Here is an 18,686-nt window from a genome sequence, read left to right on the forward strand (position 1 = left end):
GAGGCGGTGCCCAGCGGCCGGGTGGCGTTCGTGTTCTCCGGCAACGGTTCGCAGTGGGCCGGCATGGGCGCGGATCTGCTCGCCCGCGACCCGGTCTTCAGCAAGGCCGTCGCGTCGGTGGATGCCGAACTTGAGCCCCGGCTGGGCTGGTCGGTGGCCGAGGAGATGGTCCGGCCGCGGGAAGAATGGCGGCTCGCGGCGACCGAGGTGGCACAACCACTGTTGTTCGCCGTGCAGTTGGGCATCGTCGCCGTGCTGCGGTCCCAAGGGGTGGAACCGGCGATGGCGCTCGGCCACAGCGTGGGCGAGGTGGCCGCCGCCCACACGGCCGGCGCCCTCACCCTGGCCCAGGCCGCCGAGGTCATCGCGGTACGCAGTCGGGCCCAGGCGGCCACGGCGGGATCCGGCCGGATGGCGGCCGTGGGCCTGGGCACCGAGCAGGCGGAGGAGGCGCTGAAGCCGTACGCCGGCAGGATCGAGATCGCCGGCATCAACAGCGCCAAGGACGTGACTGTCGCCGGAGCGGCCGAGGCCGTCGCCGCACTCGGCGAGGACCTGGCCGAGCGCGAGGTCTTCCACCGCGACCTCGGCCTCGACTACGCCTTTCACAGCCGGGCCATGGACAGCCAGCACGAGGTGATCACCGCCGCGCTCAAGGCTCTCGAACCCGGCCCTGCCCCGGTGCCGCTCTACTCCACGGTGACCGGCGCCCGCATCGCCGGCACGGACCTGGACGCCGTGTACTGGTGGCGCAACGTCCGCGAGCCCGTCCTGTTCGCCGCGGCCGTCGAGGAGGCCATGGACGACGGCGCGGACATCTTCCTGGAGATCGGCCCGCACCCCGTCCTGCGTTCCTATCTGCGTCGGATCGCGGCCGGCCGCCCGCGGACGACCACCGCCGTACTGCCGACGCTGCACCGGGAAGCCGACGGGCCGGGCGGCCTGGCCACCACCCGCGCCACGCTGCTCGCCGCCGGGGCGGCCACCGACTGGAACCGGTACTTCCCCCGTCCGGGCCGGGTCGTCGACCTGCCTGCCTATCCGTGGCAACGGGAACGGCAGTGGGGCGGCGACAAGGAACTGTGGCTCCGCACCGGGCCGTTCGACCACCCGCTGCTGGGCGCCAGGGCGGCCGCCCCCATGCCTCTGTGGTCCGGAGTCGTCGAACCGGTCCTGGTGCCGTGGCTCACCGATCACCGGGTGGCCGGCTCCGTCGTCATGCCCGCCACCGGATACGTGGAGATGGCCCTCGCCGCCGGACGCCTCGCGCTCGACGCACCGACCGAGATGGAGCACCTGGACATCACCAGCGCCCTGGTGATCCCCTGGGACAACCCCTCCACCACCCAGGTACAGGTGTCGCTGAACCCCGACGACGGCACGCTGCTGGTGTCCAGCAGCGACGACCGGGCCGGCGGAACCCGCCCGCACGCCCGGGCCCGGGTCCGGAAACTCGTCGCATCCCGCCCGGCCCCCGTCGACCTGGACGCCATTCGCGGCCGGTGCCCGCGGGCCGTGACCGCCGAGCAGCACTACACCCGCTGCGCGGACGCCGGACTCGGATACGGACCGGCTTTCCAGGTGCTGACCGGACTCGCCGTCGGCGACGGCGAAGTCCTGGCCCACTACACCCACAACGCCCCGGGCGCCCCGTGGACGGTCCACCCCGCCCTCCTCGACGGCGCACTGCAGGCGGGCGTTCCGCTGCTGGCCGAGCGGCTGGCGGAAGGGCAGGCATACCTACCGGCCGTCATCGGTTCCGTGCGCGTGTGGGCCACCCCGTCCACGTCCGGCACCTTCCTGGTGACGGAGCGGTCCCGCACCGCCGACGAGGTCTGCTGGGACATCACCGTCACGGACCCGGACGGCACCGTGACGGTGCAGATGCGAGGCTGCCGTCTGCGGCGGTTCGCCGCCGCGCACCGCACCCCGCTCACCGTGCAGCACACGGTGCTCCGCGCGGCCCCGCGCGACGACGAGCCCTGCGCCCCGGTGCCCCTGCCCTCACCGCGACGGATCGCCGCCGCCTGCGCCGATGCCATCGCCGACCTGTGCGCGGACGCGCGGACGATGTGCTACGAGAAGCAAGCCGCCCTCTTCGTGGACGAGTTCCTCGACGCGTTCACCCGGACCGTCTCCGGTCTGCTGCCTGATCCCACGGCCCCCTTCACCGAACACGACCTGGTGTCATGGGGCTTGGACGAACGACACCAGCGCCTCTGGGCGCTGCTGGAACCGGCGTTGCGGCGCCGCGGCACCTTCGTCACCGACGAGGACGGGCGCCACCGCCTTGCGGCCGAGGACGGCACGGCGGATCGGTCGGCACGCCGGCCCGGGGAAGCCCTCCCCGCCGGCGTCGCCGAGCAGGCACTCGCCGCGCAGCAGATCCAGCACCTCCCGGAGCTGCTGCGCGGACGCCAGGATCCGATGGAACTGCTGGCCGACGATGCCACGGTCCGGGCACTGGAGCAGTTCTACGACACCGCTCCGTTCTGCCGGTTCCACAACCGTCTCGCCCAGACCCTGCTGCGCGACATCGTCCAAGCCTGGCCGGCCGACCGGCCGCTGCGCGTCCTGGAAGTCGGAGCGGGCACCGGCGGCACCACCGCGGCCCTGCTGCCCCTGCTGCCCGCGGACCGCACCCGCTACTGCTTCACCGACGTCTCGCCGTTCTTCTTTCCCCGGGCCCAGGCCCGGTTCAGCGCCTACGACTTCGTCGAGTACCGCACCCTCGACCTGGACGCCGACCCGGCCCAACAGGGCTACGCTCCGCACAGCTTCGACATCGTGGTCGCGGCCAACGCCCTGCACACGGCCAAGGACCTCGGCGCCACCCTCGACCGGGTGGCCGGCCTGCTGGCGCCGCGTGGCGTCCTGCTGGGCATCGAGGCGCACGACTCCGAGGTACTCGCCCCGTTTTTCGGCACCCTGGAGAGCTTCTACGGGCACAGTGACACGGAGTTGCGGACGCGCTCGCTGCTGCTGCCGCGCGAGCAGTGGCCCGCTCTGCTGGAGCGGTGCGGCTTCGAGGACATCGTCCAGACAGGCTACGACCAGGCCCCGGGCCGGGACCACGCCTCGGTCCTGCTCGCCCGGACCGCCGTCACCGATTCCGACCCGAACACCGCCCCCGGCCCCGCCCCGCTGCGTCTACCCGCGGACCGGGCGGAGACGACGTTCCTGATCGCCGCGGAGACCCCGGACGCCCAGCCACTCGCCGAAGCGCTCGTCAGCACAGTCACCGCCGCCGGCGGTACGGCCGCGGAACCGCTCCCCATGCCCGGCACCGTCGCCGACTGGGAGGCCGGACTGGCCGCAGCCCGCCGGCGCGACGACTCCGGCACCCTCGCCATGGTGCTCCTCTTCGGAGAGGCGACCGAAGACGTCCCGGCCGACGTCGTGGCACGCGCCGCCCGGCGGGCAGAAGCCGTACGCACCTGCGCCATGGCATGCGACCGCCTGCCCGAGGGCGTCCGGCCCGAACTGTGGCTGGTGACCCACCCCAGCGGTGTCGCCCCGTTGACGGCGGACGACACCCGTCCTGCGGACGCGGTGCCGTGGGGCCTGGGCCGCTGCCTGGCCAACGAGCTGCCCGGCCTCCACTGCCGGCGCCTGTCCCTGCACCGCACCGGAGCCACGGATACCGACGCCGGACGCCTGGCACAGGAACTGTTCCACCCCACCGACGAGGACGAGGTCGCCCTCACCGCACACGGCCGGTTCGTCCTGCGTGAGCAGACCCGGCCGGCGGCCGTACCGGCCACCGAAGACCTCGCCCTCACCTTGACGGTCCGTGACCCGGGGCTGGCCTACCGCCTCGCCTGGGAGGAGACCGAGCCCAGCGAGCCCGGGCCCGGAGAGGTGCTCGTCGCGGTGCGGGCCGCCGCCCTCAACTACCGCGACATCATGCAGAGCGTCGGCCTGCTGCCGGCCGAGGCCGCGGAGGGAACACCGTCCGAATGCGGCCCCGGGCTGGAATGCGCGGGCACCGTCGTGGCCTGCGGTCCGGGCGTGACCGCCCTGAAGCCCGGTGACCGGGTCGCCGGCCTGTCGGCCGCGTCCCTCGCCTCGCATACCGTGGCGCACGCCGAAGCCCTGTGGCCGGTACCGGACGACATGACCTACACCGAGGCGGCCACCATGCCGGTGGCCTTCGCCACGGTCCACTACAGCCTCGTCACCCTGGCACGCCTCCAGCCAGGCGAGACGCTCCTCGTACACGGCGCGGCCGGCGGCGTCGGACTGGCGGCCCTGCGGTACGCCGCCGCATGCGGCGCGCACGTCATCGCCACCGCGGGCAGCGGCCTCAAGCGGGACTTCCTGCGTCGCCAGGGTGTCCGGCACGTCCTCGACTCCCGCTCGCTCGACTTCGCCGACCAGATCAGGGACATCACCCGCGGCCGGGGAGTCGACGTCGTGCTGAACTCCCTCGCGGGTGAGGCCATCACCCGCAGCCTCGAACTGCTCAGGCCCGGCGGCCGGTTCCTGGAACTCGGCAAACGGGACATCTACGAAAACAAGCCGCTCCTGCTACGCCCCTTCGCCAACAACATCGCCTTCTTCGGAGTGGACCTCACGAAGGTCATCGACAGCCCCGCCCACCTGGAGAGTCTCCGCCGGGACATGACCTCCTCGGTGCTGCGCGAGGCGTGGCGGCCACTGCCGCACACGGTCTTCCCCGCCGCACGGGTCGCCGACGCCTTCTCACTCCTCCAGCACTCCCGCCACATCGGCAAGGTGGTCGTCGCCTTCGACCCGCTCGACGAACCACCGCACGTCGAACGCCGGAACCGTGCCCCGCGCCTGGATCCGGAAGGCACCTACCTCATCGGCGGCGGCACGGGCGGCTTCGGGGCCACGACCGCACACTGGCTCGCCGACCTCGGTGCCCGGCACCTGGCGCTCGTCAGCCGCCGCGGCGCGGACGCACCAGAGTGCCAAGCCGTCCTCGCGGCACTGCGGGAACGCGGAATCAGCGCCACGGCATACCCGGCCGACATCGCCGACCTGGCAGCCATGCGAGAGGTGGTGGCAAGGATCGACGCCGGCGGCCACCCGCTCCGCGGTGCCGTCCACAGCGCCATGCACCTCGATGACGACCTGCTCGTCGACCTCGACGCCGAGCGGATGGCCGCGGTCATGGCCCCCAAGATCGGCGGAGCGGTCGTCCTCGACGCCCTCACCCGGAACCGGGAATGCGACCTGTTCCTGCTGTACTCCTCCGGCACGACCGTGATCGGCAACGTCAAACAGGCACCCTACGCCGCCGCGAACCTCTGCCTGGAAGCCCTCGCCCGCGCCCGCCGCCGCCAGGGCCTGCCCGGCCTCGCGCTCGCCTGGGGCGCGCTCGCCGAGACCGGCTATGTGACGCGCAACGACCTGCTCTCCTCCCTGGCAAGTTTCGGTCTGCAGGCGATCCGCCCGGCCGAGGCGTTCGCCCACGCCGAACAACTGCTGCAGGCCGACGCCGACGTGGCGTCCGTCGTCCGCAGCGACTGGGGCCGCGCGGCCAAGCTGTTCCCCATCATGGCGAGTCCCCGGCTCGCCGGACTCGTACCACCCGGGGCCGCGAGTACCGGACTCAGCAGGGAGGAACTGCTCCGCAAGCTCGGCCAGATGACACCGGAAGAGGCACTGGAGTACATCACCGACACCTTGACCACGATGCTCGCCGGCGTCCTGCAGATGGACGCCGCCCAGATCGACCCGCACCGCCGGGTCGACACCTACGGCCTGGACTCGCTCATGGCCGCCGAACTCCTGGTCAACCTCCAGCAGCAGTACGAGGTGCAGATCCCGCCGATGGAACTGCTGCGCAACGCCAACGGCACCATCGCCGACATCGCGCAGATGGTGTACCTGCGGCTGGGCCTGGCCCGCAGCACCGACACCCCCGTGCTTCCGACACCCCGAACCGCCGACGACGAGGCGCAGCCCCCGACTCCGACTCCGCTTCCGAACCCGCCGGTTCCCCGCGCCGAGGGCACCACGGCCGCCACCTGATACGGCACCTCGCGCCTCGGGCCGACAGCTGACCGGTCGTTCCGCGCCGGCCTGTTGCGCAGGGGATCGCGGGACCCGCCCTCAGCCGGATGACAGCGCCGCGGCACAGACCGGCGCGGTCGTCCGCACCGGCCACTGACGCATCACACCTGTGTCGTGCCCCTGCCGAACCGCTCAGGACCCCTGAGGCCAAGGTGGTCTTCGCGTTCACGGTTGCCGCGGCCGTTGTCGCGACTCATCGCGCAGTTCGAGGTGCGCGCCCCATCTGGCCCGACGGAGCGTCACCGGGGGTGGTCCGGGCTTCCGGGGCCGTCGAGATGGCCTGGGGTCATGCGGGGCCGGATGGGTCCGCGCGCGCAAGTGCCGGGATGATGCCACCGGCGAGCACGGTGCTCCGTCGGCCGCTGGAGAGGCGGTGGCCGACTTCGTATGTCTCGTTCTTGGTGGTGTTGTGTATCCGGAGCCGGGGGGCGGCTCCTGCGGTGAGGGCGGAGTGGAGGTCCTCCAATCGGAGCCGGTCGCCGGGGTCGATGCGGTCGTAGTCGCCCGGATCGGCGAACTCCAGGGCGAGGACGCCGAAGTTGGCCAGGTTCTGCCAGTGGATACGGGCGTAGGACTTGGCGATCACGGCACGCAGTCCCAGGTAGCGCGGGGTGATGGCGGCATGCTCCCGAGAGGAGCCCTGACCGTAGTTTTCGCCGCCGACGATGAAGTGCCCGCCGGGAGCGCTGTCATCGCTCAGCTCGGCGGCGTGCCGCGGGTAGTCAGGATCGATCCGGGTGAAGGCGAACTCCGCGAGCTTGGGGATGTTGGAGCGGTACGGCAGTGCCCGGGCACCCGCGGGGGAGATCTCGTCGGTGGAGACGTTGTCGCCGCACTTGAGCAGCACCGGCCCCGACAGCACATCGGGTAGTGGGTCGAAGTCCGGCAGGCCGGAGATGTTGGGGCCGCGTTCCAACTCCACCCGGGCGGCCTCCGCCGGCGGCAGCGGGGCTTCCAGCATGGCGGTGTTGACCGACGCCCGGCCGGGCAGCCGTAGTTGCGGGTAGGCGACGGCTTCCTTGTCCGCCCAGTCCCGCGGGTCGGTGATCTCGCCGGTGAGGGCGGAGACCGCGGCCGTTTCCGGGGAACAGAGCCACACCGCGTCCCGCTCGGTGCCGGAGCGCCCGGGGAAGTTGCGCGGGAAGGTGCGCAGGCTGTTGCGGCCGGTGGCCGGGGCCTGCCCCATGCCGATGCAGCCCAGGCATCCGGCCTGGTGGATGCGCGCCCCTGCGGCGATGAGATCGAAGGTCGAACCCATGCGGGTGAGGTCGGCCAGGATCTCGCGGGAGGTGGGGTTGATGTCGAAGCTGACCGCGGGGTCGGTCTGGCGGCCCTTGACGATGGCCGCGGCGATGGCGAAGTCCCGCAGCCCCGGATTGGCGGACGAGCCGATGACCGCCTGTCCGATGGGTTCGCCCGCGACCGCACGTACCGGTACGACGTTGCCGGGTGAGGTGGGGCGGGCGATGAGCGGTTCGAGCGCGGCAAGGTCGATGTCGTCCCGCAGGTCGTAGACCGCGTCGGGCTCGGCGGCGATCTCGTGGAAGTCCTCCTCCCGGTCCTCCGCGCGCAGAAAGTCGCGCACCGCGGCGTCGGCGGGAAAGACGCTGGTGGTGGCGCCCAGCTCGGCGCCCATGTTGGCGATGACATGCCGGTCCATCGCGGTCAGGCCGTCCAGTCCAGGGCCGTGGTACTCAAGGATCTTGCCCACCGCGCCCTTGACGCCGTGCCTGCGCAGCATCTCCAGGATGACGTCCTTCGCACTCAGCCATGGCGGCAGGTGGCCGGTCAGCCGGATGCCCCAGATCTCCGGCATGGTCACATGCAGTGGCCGTCCGGTCATGGCCAGTGCGACCTCCAGGCCGCCGGTGCCGAGCGCGAGCATGCCGAGCGAACCGGCGGCGCAGGTGTGCGAATCGGACCCGGCCAGGGTGGTGCCGGGGACGCCGAAGCGCTGCATGTGGGTGGGGTGGGAGACACCGTTGCCGGGCTTGGAGTACCAGACGCCGAAACGCCGGCAGGCAGAGCGCAGGAACGCGTGGTCCTCGGCGTTGCGCTCGTCGGCCTGGACCAGGTTGTGGTCGACGTACTGGACGCTCGCCCGGGTGCGGACCCGGTCCAGGCCCAGTGCCTCCAGTTCCTGCATCACCAGCGTGCCGGTGGCGTCCTGGGTGAGGGTCTGGTCGATCCTCAGCCCGATCTCCTGGCCCGGTTCCATCCGTCCCTCGACGAGATGGTCCGCGATGAGCCGGTGCGCCACCGTTCCCCGTGAGCGCTCCGCGCCGAAGCTGTTCACGTCGCCCATACCCAAGGGGTACCCGGTCGGACAAAGGGGAACACTCGGTGCGAAGTTGCCTGGTTCGGCCCGTCCGGATGCACCGGCCGTCGTCCGCCTCGGCCGAACGCGGTGTTCCGCCGGTTTTCCACCGGTCTTCCGCTGACGAGCCGGATCCGTACTCTCGCGTCAGCCGGGAAGGAACTGCTGGCCCGCGTCGTAGATGAGCAGGCGGCGTTCGGGCCACAGCCGTGCCTCCGGGCTGACCAGGTGCGCGCGCAGTGTGCCGTCGTGCATGAGGTGCAGCACCCGCACCTGGCGGGCGAGAACCAGGAAGTCGGCGATCAGTTTGCGGTGGCAGCGCCACCACACGGATTCGGCGCACATCACGGCGGTGCGCTCCGCAGCGGCGTCGGCGAGCAGGTCGTCGATGGCGGCGAGGAATTCCGGGGAGCGCATGTGCCCGGCATACCCGGTGAAGGCCCGGTTGCGCAGTGCGGTGTCGGGCGTGTCCGGCCGTGCCGTCCGCCGGCCTCCGAGCCGCTTCTCCCAGCGGTAGGCGATGCCGGCCTGCGGCAGCCACTGCTCCATGGTGTGGCGTCCGGCATCGGGATTGTGCCGACTGCCGGGTGCCCTTCGCACGTCGACCAGGCGGCGCACCTCGGCACCCTGCAACAACCGCGTCATCTCAGCGGCACCGGCCGTACCGTGGCCGAAGGTCAACAGGAGCCCGCCGGCACCGGGCCCGGCAGCGTATGCCGACGCGCCGCCGGCGGCAGCGGTGCCGACAGGCCGGTCCTGGTGTGGCAACTGCGCCATGAACGGGCCGCCCTCCTCAGTTCCCGCGCCCCCTCCCGCCCGAGCCAGGGCTGTGGACGGGAAGGACTCCACGCGTGGCCGGTCCACTTGCAGACCCCCGTGACAGAGAGACGCTGAAACTGTCAGACCCACACCGCCGCCTGCCTACGACGTCGGTTCGGGAGGTGCCATGTACAGCAAAGCTGCCATCGCCGGTCACCCCGTCCATCCCATGCTCGTCAATTATCCGATCGCCTGCTACACCGGCACCCTGGTGGGTTTCGCGGTGTACGCGGCGAACGGGAACCAGTTCTGGCTCAATCTGGCCATCGCCCTGAACATTGTCGGCGTCGGCGGTGCGTTGCTCGCCGCCGTGCCGGGACTCATCGACTGGGCGCTCGGTGTTCCGCACGGCTCGGCGGCCAAGACCGTCGGCCTGGCGCACGCCGGCCTCAACGTCACCGCACTCGTCCTGTTCGCCATCAGTCTCGGAACGTACGTCACGCACTGGAACGGTCCCGCCACCGGAGCCACCCTCGGCCTCGCACTCGCCGCGGCCGGAGTCGCCTGCACCATCGCCGCCGGCGTCCTGGGCTGGATGCTGGTGCAGGACTACCACATCGGTATCCGCCTCACCTCGTCCCAGGAGCGCGACGAGCTCACGGTGCAGAGCACCAGGCTGATCGGTATCCATCACGACCGCGCGGCCTGACCCTGTGCGCTCTTGCCGAAGGCCGTACCCGTGGATTGGGCAGCGGTCCGGGACGCCGACGAACCGGTGCGTTGTGGGAATCCGGGAGCAGGCTCCCGGACGAAGCAATACGTGGGAATTCGGACGAAGCAATACGTGGGAATCCGTAAGCAAGCTCCTCGTACGAACGAATACGGAGGCAGGGAGGAGCGGAGCGGCGAGGGCGAGCGTCCCGCCCGCTCACTCGCTCCCGGGCGGCGGGAGCGGGAACGCGATGCGTGGTGACGGGCGTCAGTAGCTGTGTCGCGAACCACTAGCCGCGCTCAAGTGCGGCTGCGAAGCCGGTGAGCAGGCAGTCGAGGCCGAACTCGAAACGGGCCTCGGCGTCGGGGTCATCCGCTTCCGGTGGGCGACCGTGCGGATGGCGGACGCGTTCCGCCGCGGACGGGCGTTCCTGGTCGGCGACGCCGCGCGGGCCGTCACGCCGCTCGGCGCGTTCGGCCTGAACACCGGTGTCGCGGACGCGCACAACCTGGCGTGGAAGCTGGCCATGGTGCCGGCCGGCCAGGCAGCGGACCGCCTGCTGGACAGCTACCACCAAGGGCGCCATGCGGTCGCCGAACTGGTGACCCGCCAGGCGCTGTTGCGTTGGGAGAACCCGAGGATGCACTGGGACCCGACGGCCGTCGCGGAGCGTCGCGCCGCCGGTGCCTGGAACGCTCCGATGGTCACCATGGGATACCGCTATGCCTCCTCGGCGGTGATCGATCCGGTCGTCGAGCTTCCGTCCACCGAGGACCTCACGGTGAGTCTCGACGGGGCACCGGGATCGCGACTCCCGCACCGGTGGCCGGCCGGCGGGACCGTGTCCACCCTCGACCTCAACCGCTCCCGCTTCGCCGTGCCGGCCGGTGCGACCGGGGAAGACTGGCGCGGGGCGGCACGAGCGGTCGCCGCCACGCTGGGCATGGATCTCGACGCGGTCGTGCTGGACGAACAGGTGGCGTCCTCACTGAACCTCGCGAACGACGAGGCCCTCTTGGTGCGGCCGGACGGCTTCATCGCCTGGCGCACCCGCGGAACGGCGGACCCGGCTCGACTGGAGCAGGTGCTCGCCGCGGTCACCGGGCGCCAGGGCCGGCCGGCGCCGTCGCAGGTGGGTTGTTCACGGGCGGATCGCCCATCAGTCATCCGGGCGGAGCCTGCGGTTGTTGCCGGAGCGGCCGATGTCGAGGTCCAGGAGCTTGGGCAGAGGGGTGCCGCTGTTCCAGAAGCCCAGCAGGTCGACGTCGATGAGTGCCAGCCGGTGTTTGGCGGCGAAGCTGCGGGCGGGCTTGGTGAAGACGCATGAGGCGACGAAGACCGGGGCGTCGGCTCCGTGTTCCGAGCGTGCGGTGCCGTTGAACGTCTGCAGGTCCCTGCTGCCGACCGAGCGGTGTCTGGCGAACCGCTTGCACTGGATCACGAGCTTGCGGCCATCGGGGAGCCGGCCGGTCACATCGGCGCCCAAATCCCCTTTGCCGCCGACGCGTTGGACGTCGGTACACCCGTCCCGCCGGCACAACTCGGCCACGTACTCCTCGAACTCCCGGTCGTCCATCGCCCAGACCGCGTCCAGCGACCTCCGGGCCGCTACGCGGGCCTGCTCTGCGAGCCGGGCCCGCTCGGCCCGCGCCTCATGGCGCCCGACGCGCACCAGGCCCACGATCACGGCGCCCCCGGCCAGTACGGCTGACACCAGCAGCACGGTGCCCATTTCCCCCGCCCTTCCCTGCCCTCGGCTGTCTGTCTGCTCCACGCTCCCCAATCCGCCGTGGATCTACTCGGCCGGCGATGACGAAATGGTGCCTTCGCCACTGCATCGGAACCGACTCGACGGGACGGGGTGACGCAGGTCAAGGAAGGTCGATCTCGCGATTCGAGGTGACGACTGGTCAGTTCGCTCGGGAAGGGCTTGCGGCTCCCAACTCGCCGCGTCGGCAGGTGACTTATGGCACGCGAACGGCACGTGTGGTCGGTTTGCTCGTTGAACATGGTCGAGCCGTACGCACAACCTCCTCACCGGCGTCCTCGGGGATGGGGTGAAAGAGGCCATTGCTGCCGCAAGCGGTGGCCCGTCATGGAGACCGGGTAGCGTGACGGTGGCGACCTGGCGACCTGGCGGCGGGGGGGGGCGGGCAAGGGGCGACGCCTGGCGGGAATGTCTGGCGCTTGCGACGCACGATACGGAGAAGTTGTTCGAGTCCGCTGTGCACGCCCACGCTGCTGGAGAGCATCCGCGCGCGACGTATTGACCGGCTGGTGCAGGCCATGACGGCTGGTGCAGGCCATGACTGTGCCTGCGGCCGGTTCGGCAGGCGGGGCTGATGGGTCAGCGAGCCGGGGTGTCGGGGCCGTCCGGCGCGGAGGAGGGTTGGGTCGTGCGGGCAGAGTGGCGGCGGAGTACGTGGTGTGCGGTCACGGCGGCGAGGACGGCGACCGCAGCGGCCAGCAGGTACAGCTCGTAGCGTTGGACGGCCGGGTACAGGGTGCCGATGTGGTTCCCGGCGAGGTAGCCGAGGGTGGCCCAGGTGCCCACCCACAGCGTCGCTCCCAGGGCGTTGAAGGCGAGGAACCTCCGCCAGGGCATCTCGCTGAGCCCGGCGATGATGCCGTTGGCCTGGCGCAGGCCCTCGATGAAGCGCGCAACGGTGATGATCTTGCCGCCGTGCCGGTTGAAGAACGCCTCGGCCCTGGCGACCCGTGCCGGGGTCAGCAGCACGTACCGGCCGAACCGGGTCACCAGGCGGTGGCCGCCGAAGCGGCCGATGGCGTAGCCGACGTTGTCGCCCAGGATGGCGGCGAGCAATGCGATCACGCCGACCGCGACGATGTTCAGCTGCCCGGCGCCGGCGTAGACGGCGGCGGCGATCAGCACCGTTTCCCCGGGGACCGGGATCCCGAAGTCCTCAAGGAACAGCAGACCGCCGACCGCCGCGTATCCCCAGTGGTCCAGCAGCGGGGCGAGGTCGGCCAGTACGCCGGGCAGTACGGGTGCGCTCATCGCGGATCGTCCCTCGTGCCGAGGTTAGCGTGTGGCGTGCGCCGCGGCAGTGCTGGAGTCGGTGGTCGGCAGCGGGCGCAGCGCCCCGGTGCGCGGCCGGGCGACCAGCCCCGGTGCCTGGCGGCCGTTGGTCACCGACCGGCAGCGCACCGCACGGCACGCAGTCCGCTGGTTCGTCCCAGGCTCCGCCTGGCAACTGCACGTCCGCCGCACCGGCCCGGGGTGCCGTCCCGGCGGAGGAGCGCCGTGGTGTTCCCGTCGTCGCTGTGACGTGTCTCATGTAGCGAGCCCCGGCCCGCCGTCGACCGGCGGGCGGGGGGCGAACGGGCCGTGAGTCCAGGGGTGTTGGTCACGGGAACACGGTCTGTGGGGCTCGGGCCCTCCCGGACATCACGGGCAATCGCGGTGTTGCGTCGGAAATAAGGTGGTCGGCGGCAGATCACAGCGGCCTTCACACGGTGAGGGCATGCGGCAACGGCAGGACGGACGACACTTCCCATGGACATGACCGCGGGCAACCGCGAGGGGCTCAGCCTGTTCGCCCTCACCATGATCGGCGTCGGCTCGATCTTCGGCTCCGGCTGGCTCTTCGGCGCCGGTGCAGCCGCCCAGGTGGCGGGCCCCGCGGCACTGGTTGCCTGGGTGATCGGCGTCATCTTCATCGGCATGATCGCGATGTCCTACGCGGAGGTCGGCGCGGCCTACCCGGTCCCGGGCGGGATGGCCCGCTACGGCCACCTCTCGCACGGCCCGGTCCTCGGCTTCCTCACCGGCTGGGCGGTGTGGATCGCGGTCGCCTCGCTCGTGCCGATCGAGTCGATCGCCGCCACCCAGTACATGACGTCCTGGAGCTTCGGCTGGGCGAAGGGCCTGGTCGACCCCGTCGATCATCACCTCACCACGTCCGGCATGGCCGTGGCGCTGGCCCTGACCGTCGCCCTCTGGCTCACCTGCTACTGGTCCGTCCAACTGCTCGCCCGCGCCAACACCATCCTCACCCTGGTCAAGTTCGCCATCCCGGTGATCGCCGTGCTCGCGTTGATCGCCTCCGGCTTCCACACCTCGAACTTCACCGCGCACGGCGGCTTCGCCCCGTACGGCTGGCCGGCCGTACTGACCGCGGTCACCACCTGCGGGGTGGTCTTCGCGTTCAACGGGTTCCAGGCGGTGGTGAACCTCGGCGGCGCGGCCAGGAACCCCGGCCGCGCCATTCCGCTCGCCCTGGTCGGCGCGCTCGCGCTGGGGCTGCTGATCTATCTGGCGCTGCAGACCGCGTTCCTGGGGGCGGTACCACCCGAGGAACTGGCCGGGGCGGGTGGCTGGCACGGTGTGAATCTCAACTCGCCGTTTGCCGATCTCGCCAAGCTGCTGATGCTGCACTGGGTGGTCACCCTGTTGCAGTTCGGTGCCTTCATCTCCCCGGCCGGTTCCAACATCGCCAATATCGCCTCGGCCGCGTACATGGTCACCAATCTCGCCGAAACCGGCTTCTTCCCCCGGAAGCTGGCGGCCGTGCACCCGCGCTACGGGACCGCGCGCCCGGCGATGTGGCTCAACCTCGGCTTCGGTGTCCTGCTGCTGATCACCGTCGGCCACAGCTGGCACTCGCTGGCCGGCGTGGTCTCGGCGGCCATGGTGATCTCCTACCTGATCGGCCCGATCGCGGTGGGGGTGCTGCGGCGGACCGCGCCGGATCTGCCCCGCCCGTTCCGGCTTCCGGTGGCCGGGATCCTGTGCCCGGTCACCTTCGCCTTCGCGGCCTGCGCGCTGTACTGGTCGAAGTGGCCGGACACCGGCAAGGTCACCGTGCTCACGCTGGTGTCCGTCCCGGTCGCGGCGCTGGTGCTGTGGCGCAAGGGCATGATCGAGAGGGGCCGCGGAGCGCCGCAACAGGGTGGTGACCGGCGTGCGGCCGGCCACTTTCTGCGGCAGTTCGCCCCGGCCTGGTGGATGGTGCTCTTCCTCGTCTGGATGGCGACGCTGTCGGCGCTGGGCAGCCCGGACTTCGGCGGCCATGGCATCGTCCCCGGCGGCTTGGACATCGCCCTGGTCGCACTGACCGCCCCGGCCTTCTACTTCTGGGCGGTACGCGCCGGGATCCGGGCCCATGCGGCGGGCCTGACCGGTGCACCGGCCGTCCCGGCCCCCGTCCCGGCACCCGCCGTGACGCCCGACGGCGAAGAAAGCCGGGACGGGCGACCTCGCCAGCACGTGTCGTAGCCGACGCCCCTCCGGTAGCCACCGGCTCCCGGCGTCGGAGGCCAGCCGGCAAATGGTCGGACGAGACTTCGGGCGTGGGGCCTTTTCACGAGCGGCACTTGGACCAGGCGGGCGGGCTAGGGCGCCTGGTCCAGCGCCCCGGCGGCCACCCGCAGGTCCGAGACGAAACCCGCGTACGGTGTCTCGCGGTCTTCGGCACGCAGAATCGCCGCGGGGTGGAGGGTGGCCACGACGAGGCCCGTTGTGCGGCCCCGGCGCGTTTTTCTGTGTTCCGGTTCGGTCTCCTCCGGCAGGGGAATGGGCGCGCCCCGGTCCTTCGTCACCCGGAATGACGGTCCCAGCAGCGCCCTGCCCGCGGTAGCGCCGAGTGCCACCACCACCTCCGGGCGGACCAGGCGCAGTTCGGCGGTCAGCCAGGGGCGACAGGCCGTCATCTCCCGCAGGCTGGGTGGTTTGTGGATCCGGCGCTTTCCCTTTGTCGCGGTGGTGAACTTGAAATGCTTCACCGCGTTGGTGAAATACGCCTGATCCACGTCGAGGTCGACCTCCCGCATCGCCTTCTTCAGCAGGCCGCCGGCCGGCCCGACGAACGGTTCCCCTTGGCGGTCCTCCTGGTCGCCCGGCTGCTCGCCGACGAACATGATCCGGGCCGGGGCATGACCCGCTCCGAATACGGTTTGCGACGCGTCCTGGAACAGGGGGCAGCCCTGGCAGCCCGCCGCGGCACGCCGAAGAGCGACAAGCCCTCCGCGCCGGGGCACGTACGGGCCGGCATCGTACTGCTGCCCGGCGGGGCCGCTGCTGCTTCCGGCCGGCGTCATTGGCCGCGACCGGTGAGGCAGTCCCGGACCCGGTCCACCAGACCCAGCCCCGGAGCCAGCAGCTTGTTGGCCGGCGGGGTATGCGGCGAGGACGGGTGCGGGTGGGTGGGGGCGGTCCTTTTGGCCTCATGGACCTTTCTGCCCAGGCTTTCCAGGACGAACGGATGGACGCTCTCCCGGAGCCGGGGGAACAGGTTGTTCTCCTCGTCGTCGACATGCGCCCGTACCTCTGTCCTGACTTTCACCATCAGCCGGTCGAAGTCGAGGTCGGCGGGCGCCCGGCCCTCCAGGTCCTTGAGGAGCTGTTCGATACGGCCGTGTTCGGCGATCCCGCGGTCGGCCAATACGTCACCGCCCGCCACGTGTTCACGTACGGCGGGGTAGAAATGCTGTTCCTCGGCGACCGAGTGCCGCACCAGCTCGATGGTGATCGAGTCCGCGAGCCGTTTGCGCTCTTCGCTGCCGGGCGGCGTGTCTCCGAACCGCGCAAAGAGTTCGTCGACTTCGCGGTGGTCAGCGGTCAGCTCCGAAATGACGTCCTTGATGACGTCCTTGCCGTGTTCCATGGTGTACGGCTTTCTTGTGGTGGTGGAGCGCCCGTCCGTCCCGATAGCGCCGTCCGCTGCCGAACAGTGGGACCACGGGGGACGCCTTTCGCCCTACATCCTTGTTGCCGCGAACCCGGGTTCGGCTCCGGGGCGACCGAACCGGCCGGCCGTATCGGGGCGGATTCATCACGATGGCTCCTGAGGCTGATGCGGTTGAGCGATACCGGAGCGGTGGCGGCACGGCGAACGTCAGCCGCAGGCCGACCCGCACCACGGACGACTGCCGGCCGGACGGCCGACGGGTGGTACGCCGTGCGGTCCGGGGACCAGGACCGGTACTGGCGCGTGCACGCGCATGCCCTGTCGCCCGCCACCTCGCTCGGCGCGTCACGCGTCGTCGCTCAGGCGTGCCAGACGACGGCGGGCGGGGGCGAGGGACCTGCCGCGCCGCAGGCTGTCGTGCCATGGGGCGCCGTCCAGCCGCTCTCCGATGGTTGCGAGGGTCCACCGCCTCGCGGCGAGGTCGGGTTCGTCCAGTTCCGGCCAGGCCAGTGGTGCGGCGACGGGGGCGCCTGGCAGTGCGCGCACGGCATAGGGTGCGACGGCGGTCTGGGCGTAGGCGTTGCGCTGCACGTCGAGATAGAGCCGGCCGCGCCTGGCCTCCTTCCGGGGCTCGGTGGTGAGGCGGTCGGGATGCCGGGCGGCGAGCAGATCGGCGGCTTCGCGGGCGAAGGCGCGGACGTCGTCGAAGGGTGTGCGACGGTCCAGCGGGACCAGGACGTGCAGTCCCCGGGAGCCGGTGGTCATCAGGGCACTGGGCAGGCGCAGTTCGTCCAACAGGTCATGGAGCAGGCCGGCGGCCTGACGTACCGGCGCGAAGTCGTTGGCGGGTGGGTCGAGATCGAACACCAGCCGGTCGGGGCAGTCGGGGCGGTCGGCCTTCGCCAGCCAGCGGTGCGGTGTGATGCATGCCTGGTCGGCAAGGTAGAGAAGGGTGGCGGTGTCGTCGCACAACGCGTGGGTGACACTGCCCTGCTCCTTGGGCAGCTCGGCGGTGTGCACCCAGTCCGGGAAGTAATCCGGCACGTCCTTCTGCATGAAGCCCTCGCCGTCGATGCCGTCGGGATGCCGCTCCAGCATCAGCGGGCGCCCCCGCAGGTGCGGCAGCATCGCCCGGGCGGCGCCGCGGTAGTACTCGGCCAGATCGGCCTTGGTGAGGCCGTCGTCGGGGAAGAGCACCTTGTCCGGGCGGTTGATCTCCACGGTGCGGCGGCCGGCACGCAGCTTCAGTGCGGGGCTCATGGTGCCCCTCCGGCCGGCCGTTCGCGGACCATGTCGGTGGCGCGCTGGTGCTGGTCGTCGCGCAGCCCCAGGAAGCGCGGGTGACGCGACCGGCCGGCGCGCGTCCGCTGGGTGAAGGGGATCCGGCCGACGAAGGGGATCCGGCCGACCAGCAGGGCTCCGAATCCCGCACCGAAGGCGCGGCGGTCGCTGAGTACCGGCAGCATCGGCGGCCCGACGGCCGGCATCGGCGGCCCGGTCGATCGGCCCCGTCGGGCACGGCGGGGCAACTGCCCTTGCCACTGGGGTAGTTGGCAGAGGGACCCGGTCATCGCGAACCGTCTCCCGTGGCGTGGGTCGCGAGCTGCTTGAGCGTGCGCCCGCTGCGCACCGACCGCGCACGGTGGGGGTCGGGCGTGCCGTGGTGGGAGAGACGCTGTTCGTCGTGCTTCACCAGCAGCCACGCCTCACGATCGTTCGCCCGGCCGGTCCGGATTCTGGTGAGCGCGTAGCCACCGTGCAGCTTGGAGCCGTCGAGCCGGAATGACGCGTGGCCCTTCTCCAGGGCGTCGGCGAGGCCGACCTCCTTGCCGCGACGGTCGGTGGTGAGGTTTCGATAGGTGCCCTCGTCCCAGATGATGACGGTGCCCGCGCCGTATTCGCCCTCGGCGATGACGCCCTCGAAATCCCGGTACTCCAGCGGATGGTCCTCCGTCGGCACGGCGAGCCGTTTGTCGTGCGGATCGTCCGACGGCCCTTTGGGAACCGACCACGACTTGAGCACGCCGTCCGCCTCCAGGCGGAAGTCGAAATGGAGCGTGCCGGCATCGTGGATCTGCACCACAAAGCACGGGCGGTCACGAGGGGTTTCGGGCCGGTCACCCGTCGGTTCCCCGGTCCTCGTGACATCGCGTTTGCGGCGATAGTCGGTCAGCGCCTTGTGCGACCCCATGGTCAACTCTCC

12 protein-coding genes and 1 pseudogene are annotated in these 18,686 nt (G+C 71.3%); 4 read left to right on the forward strand and 9 right to left on the reverse strand.

The window, feature by feature from the left end; all coding sequences use genetic code 11:
* Positions 1-30: 30 nt before the first annotated feature.
* Positions 31-6,003 (forward strand): SDR family NAD(P)-dependent oxidoreductase, encoded by a 5,973-nt coding sequence (locus tag RZ84_RS31265; RefSeq protein ID WP_347232796.1) that lies wholly within the window; start codon positions 31-33, stop codon positions 6,001-6,003.
* Between the two features lie 328 nt (positions 6,004-6,331).
* Here the strand turns inward: RZ84_RS31265 and RZ84_RS31270 are convergent, their stop codons facing one another.
* Positions 6,332-8,350, reverse strand: coding sequence for an aconitate hydratase (locus RZ84_RS31270; protein ID WP_052230291.1), 2,019 nt, complete (start codon positions 8,348-8,350; stop codon positions 6,332-6,334).
* 159 nt (positions 8,351-8,509) lie between these two features.
* Complete coding sequence (locus tag RZ84_RS31275) at positions 8,510-9,139, reverse strand: DUF488 domain-containing protein (protein ID WP_043267709.1); 630 nt, start codon at positions 9,137-9,139, stop codon at positions 8,510-8,512.
* A gap of 169 nt (positions 9,140-9,308) precedes the next feature.
* Between RZ84_RS31275 and RZ84_RS35355 the strand changes: the two genes are divergently transcribed.
* Complete coding sequence (locus RZ84_RS35355; protein WP_052230292.1) at positions 9,309-9,830, forward strand: DUF2231 domain-containing protein; 522 nt, start codon at positions 9,309-9,311, stop codon at positions 9,828-9,830.
* Between the two features lie 400 nt (positions 9,831-10,230).
* Positions 10,231-10,929: pseudogene (locus tag RZ84_RS42540) on the forward strand (FAD-dependent monooxygenase); the annotation flags it as partial.
* Between the two features lie 63 nt (positions 10,930-10,992).
* Here the strand turns inward: RZ84_RS42540 and RZ84_RS31285 are convergent.
* The gene (locus RZ84_RS31285; RefSeq protein ID WP_043267711.1) at positions 10,993-11,565 is read right to left on the reverse strand and encodes a restriction endonuclease; all 573 of its coding nucleotides are present in this window, start codon (positions 11,563-11,565) and stop codon (positions 10,993-10,995) included.
* 615 nt (positions 11,566-12,180) lie between these two features.
* Complete coding sequence (locus RZ84_RS31290) at positions 12,181-12,852, reverse strand: DedA family protein (protein WP_043267713.1); 672 nt, start codon at positions 12,850-12,852, stop codon at positions 12,181-12,183.
* Positions 12,853-13,350: 498 nt separating this feature from the next.
* Between RZ84_RS31290 and RZ84_RS31295 the strand changes: the two genes are divergently transcribed.
* Positions 13,351-15,072 (forward strand): APC family permease, encoded by a 1,722-nt coding sequence (locus RZ84_RS31295; protein ID WP_052230293.1) that lies wholly within the window; start codon positions 13,351-13,353, stop codon positions 15,070-15,072.
* 116 nt (positions 15,073-15,188) lie between these two features.
* Here RZ84_RS31295 and RZ84_RS31300 read toward each other — a convergent pair whose 3' ends face one another.
* From RZ84_RS31300 to RZ84_RS31320, 5 genes are all read right to left on the reverse strand, one after another.
* A complete protein-coding gene (locus RZ84_RS31300) occupies positions 15,189-15,893 on the reverse strand; it encodes a UdgX family uracil-DNA binding protein (RefSeq protein ID WP_043267715.1) in 705 nt (234 codons plus the stop codon).
* Positions 15,890-16,459, reverse strand: a complete 570-nt coding sequence (locus RZ84_RS31305) for a hemerythrin domain-containing protein (RefSeq protein WP_043267717.1) — start codon at positions 16,457-16,459, stop codon at positions 15,890-15,892. Before RZ84_RS31305 ends, RZ84_RS31300 begins: the two co-directional genes overlap by 4 nt.
* A 369-nt stretch (positions 16,460-16,828) precedes the next feature.
* Complete coding sequence (ligD, locus tag RZ84_RS31310; protein ID WP_043267719.1) at positions 16,829-17,743, reverse strand: non-homologous end-joining DNA ligase; 915 nt, start codon at positions 17,741-17,743, stop codon at positions 16,829-16,831.
* Positions 17,740-17,970, reverse strand: a complete 231-nt coding sequence (locus tag RZ84_RS31315; protein ID WP_043267721.1) for a hypothetical protein — start codon at positions 17,968-17,970, stop codon at positions 17,740-17,742. The genes ligD and RZ84_RS31315 overlap by 4 nt, the downstream gene beginning before the upstream one ends.
* Before the next feature lie 80 nt (positions 17,971-18,050).
* The gene (locus tag RZ84_RS31320) at positions 18,051-18,674 is read right to left on the reverse strand and encodes a DNA polymerase ligase N-terminal domain-containing protein (protein ID WP_043267723.1); all 624 of its coding nucleotides are present in this window, start codon (positions 18,672-18,674) and stop codon (positions 18,051-18,053) included.
* Positions 18,675-18,686: the final 12 nt, after the last annotated feature.

Origin of the sequence: Streptomyces sp. CT34, assembly GCF_000805335.1 — a bacterium.
In the GTDB taxonomy this organism is placed as follows: Bacteria; Actinomycetota; Actinomycetes; order Streptomycetales; family Streptomycetaceae; genus Streptomyces.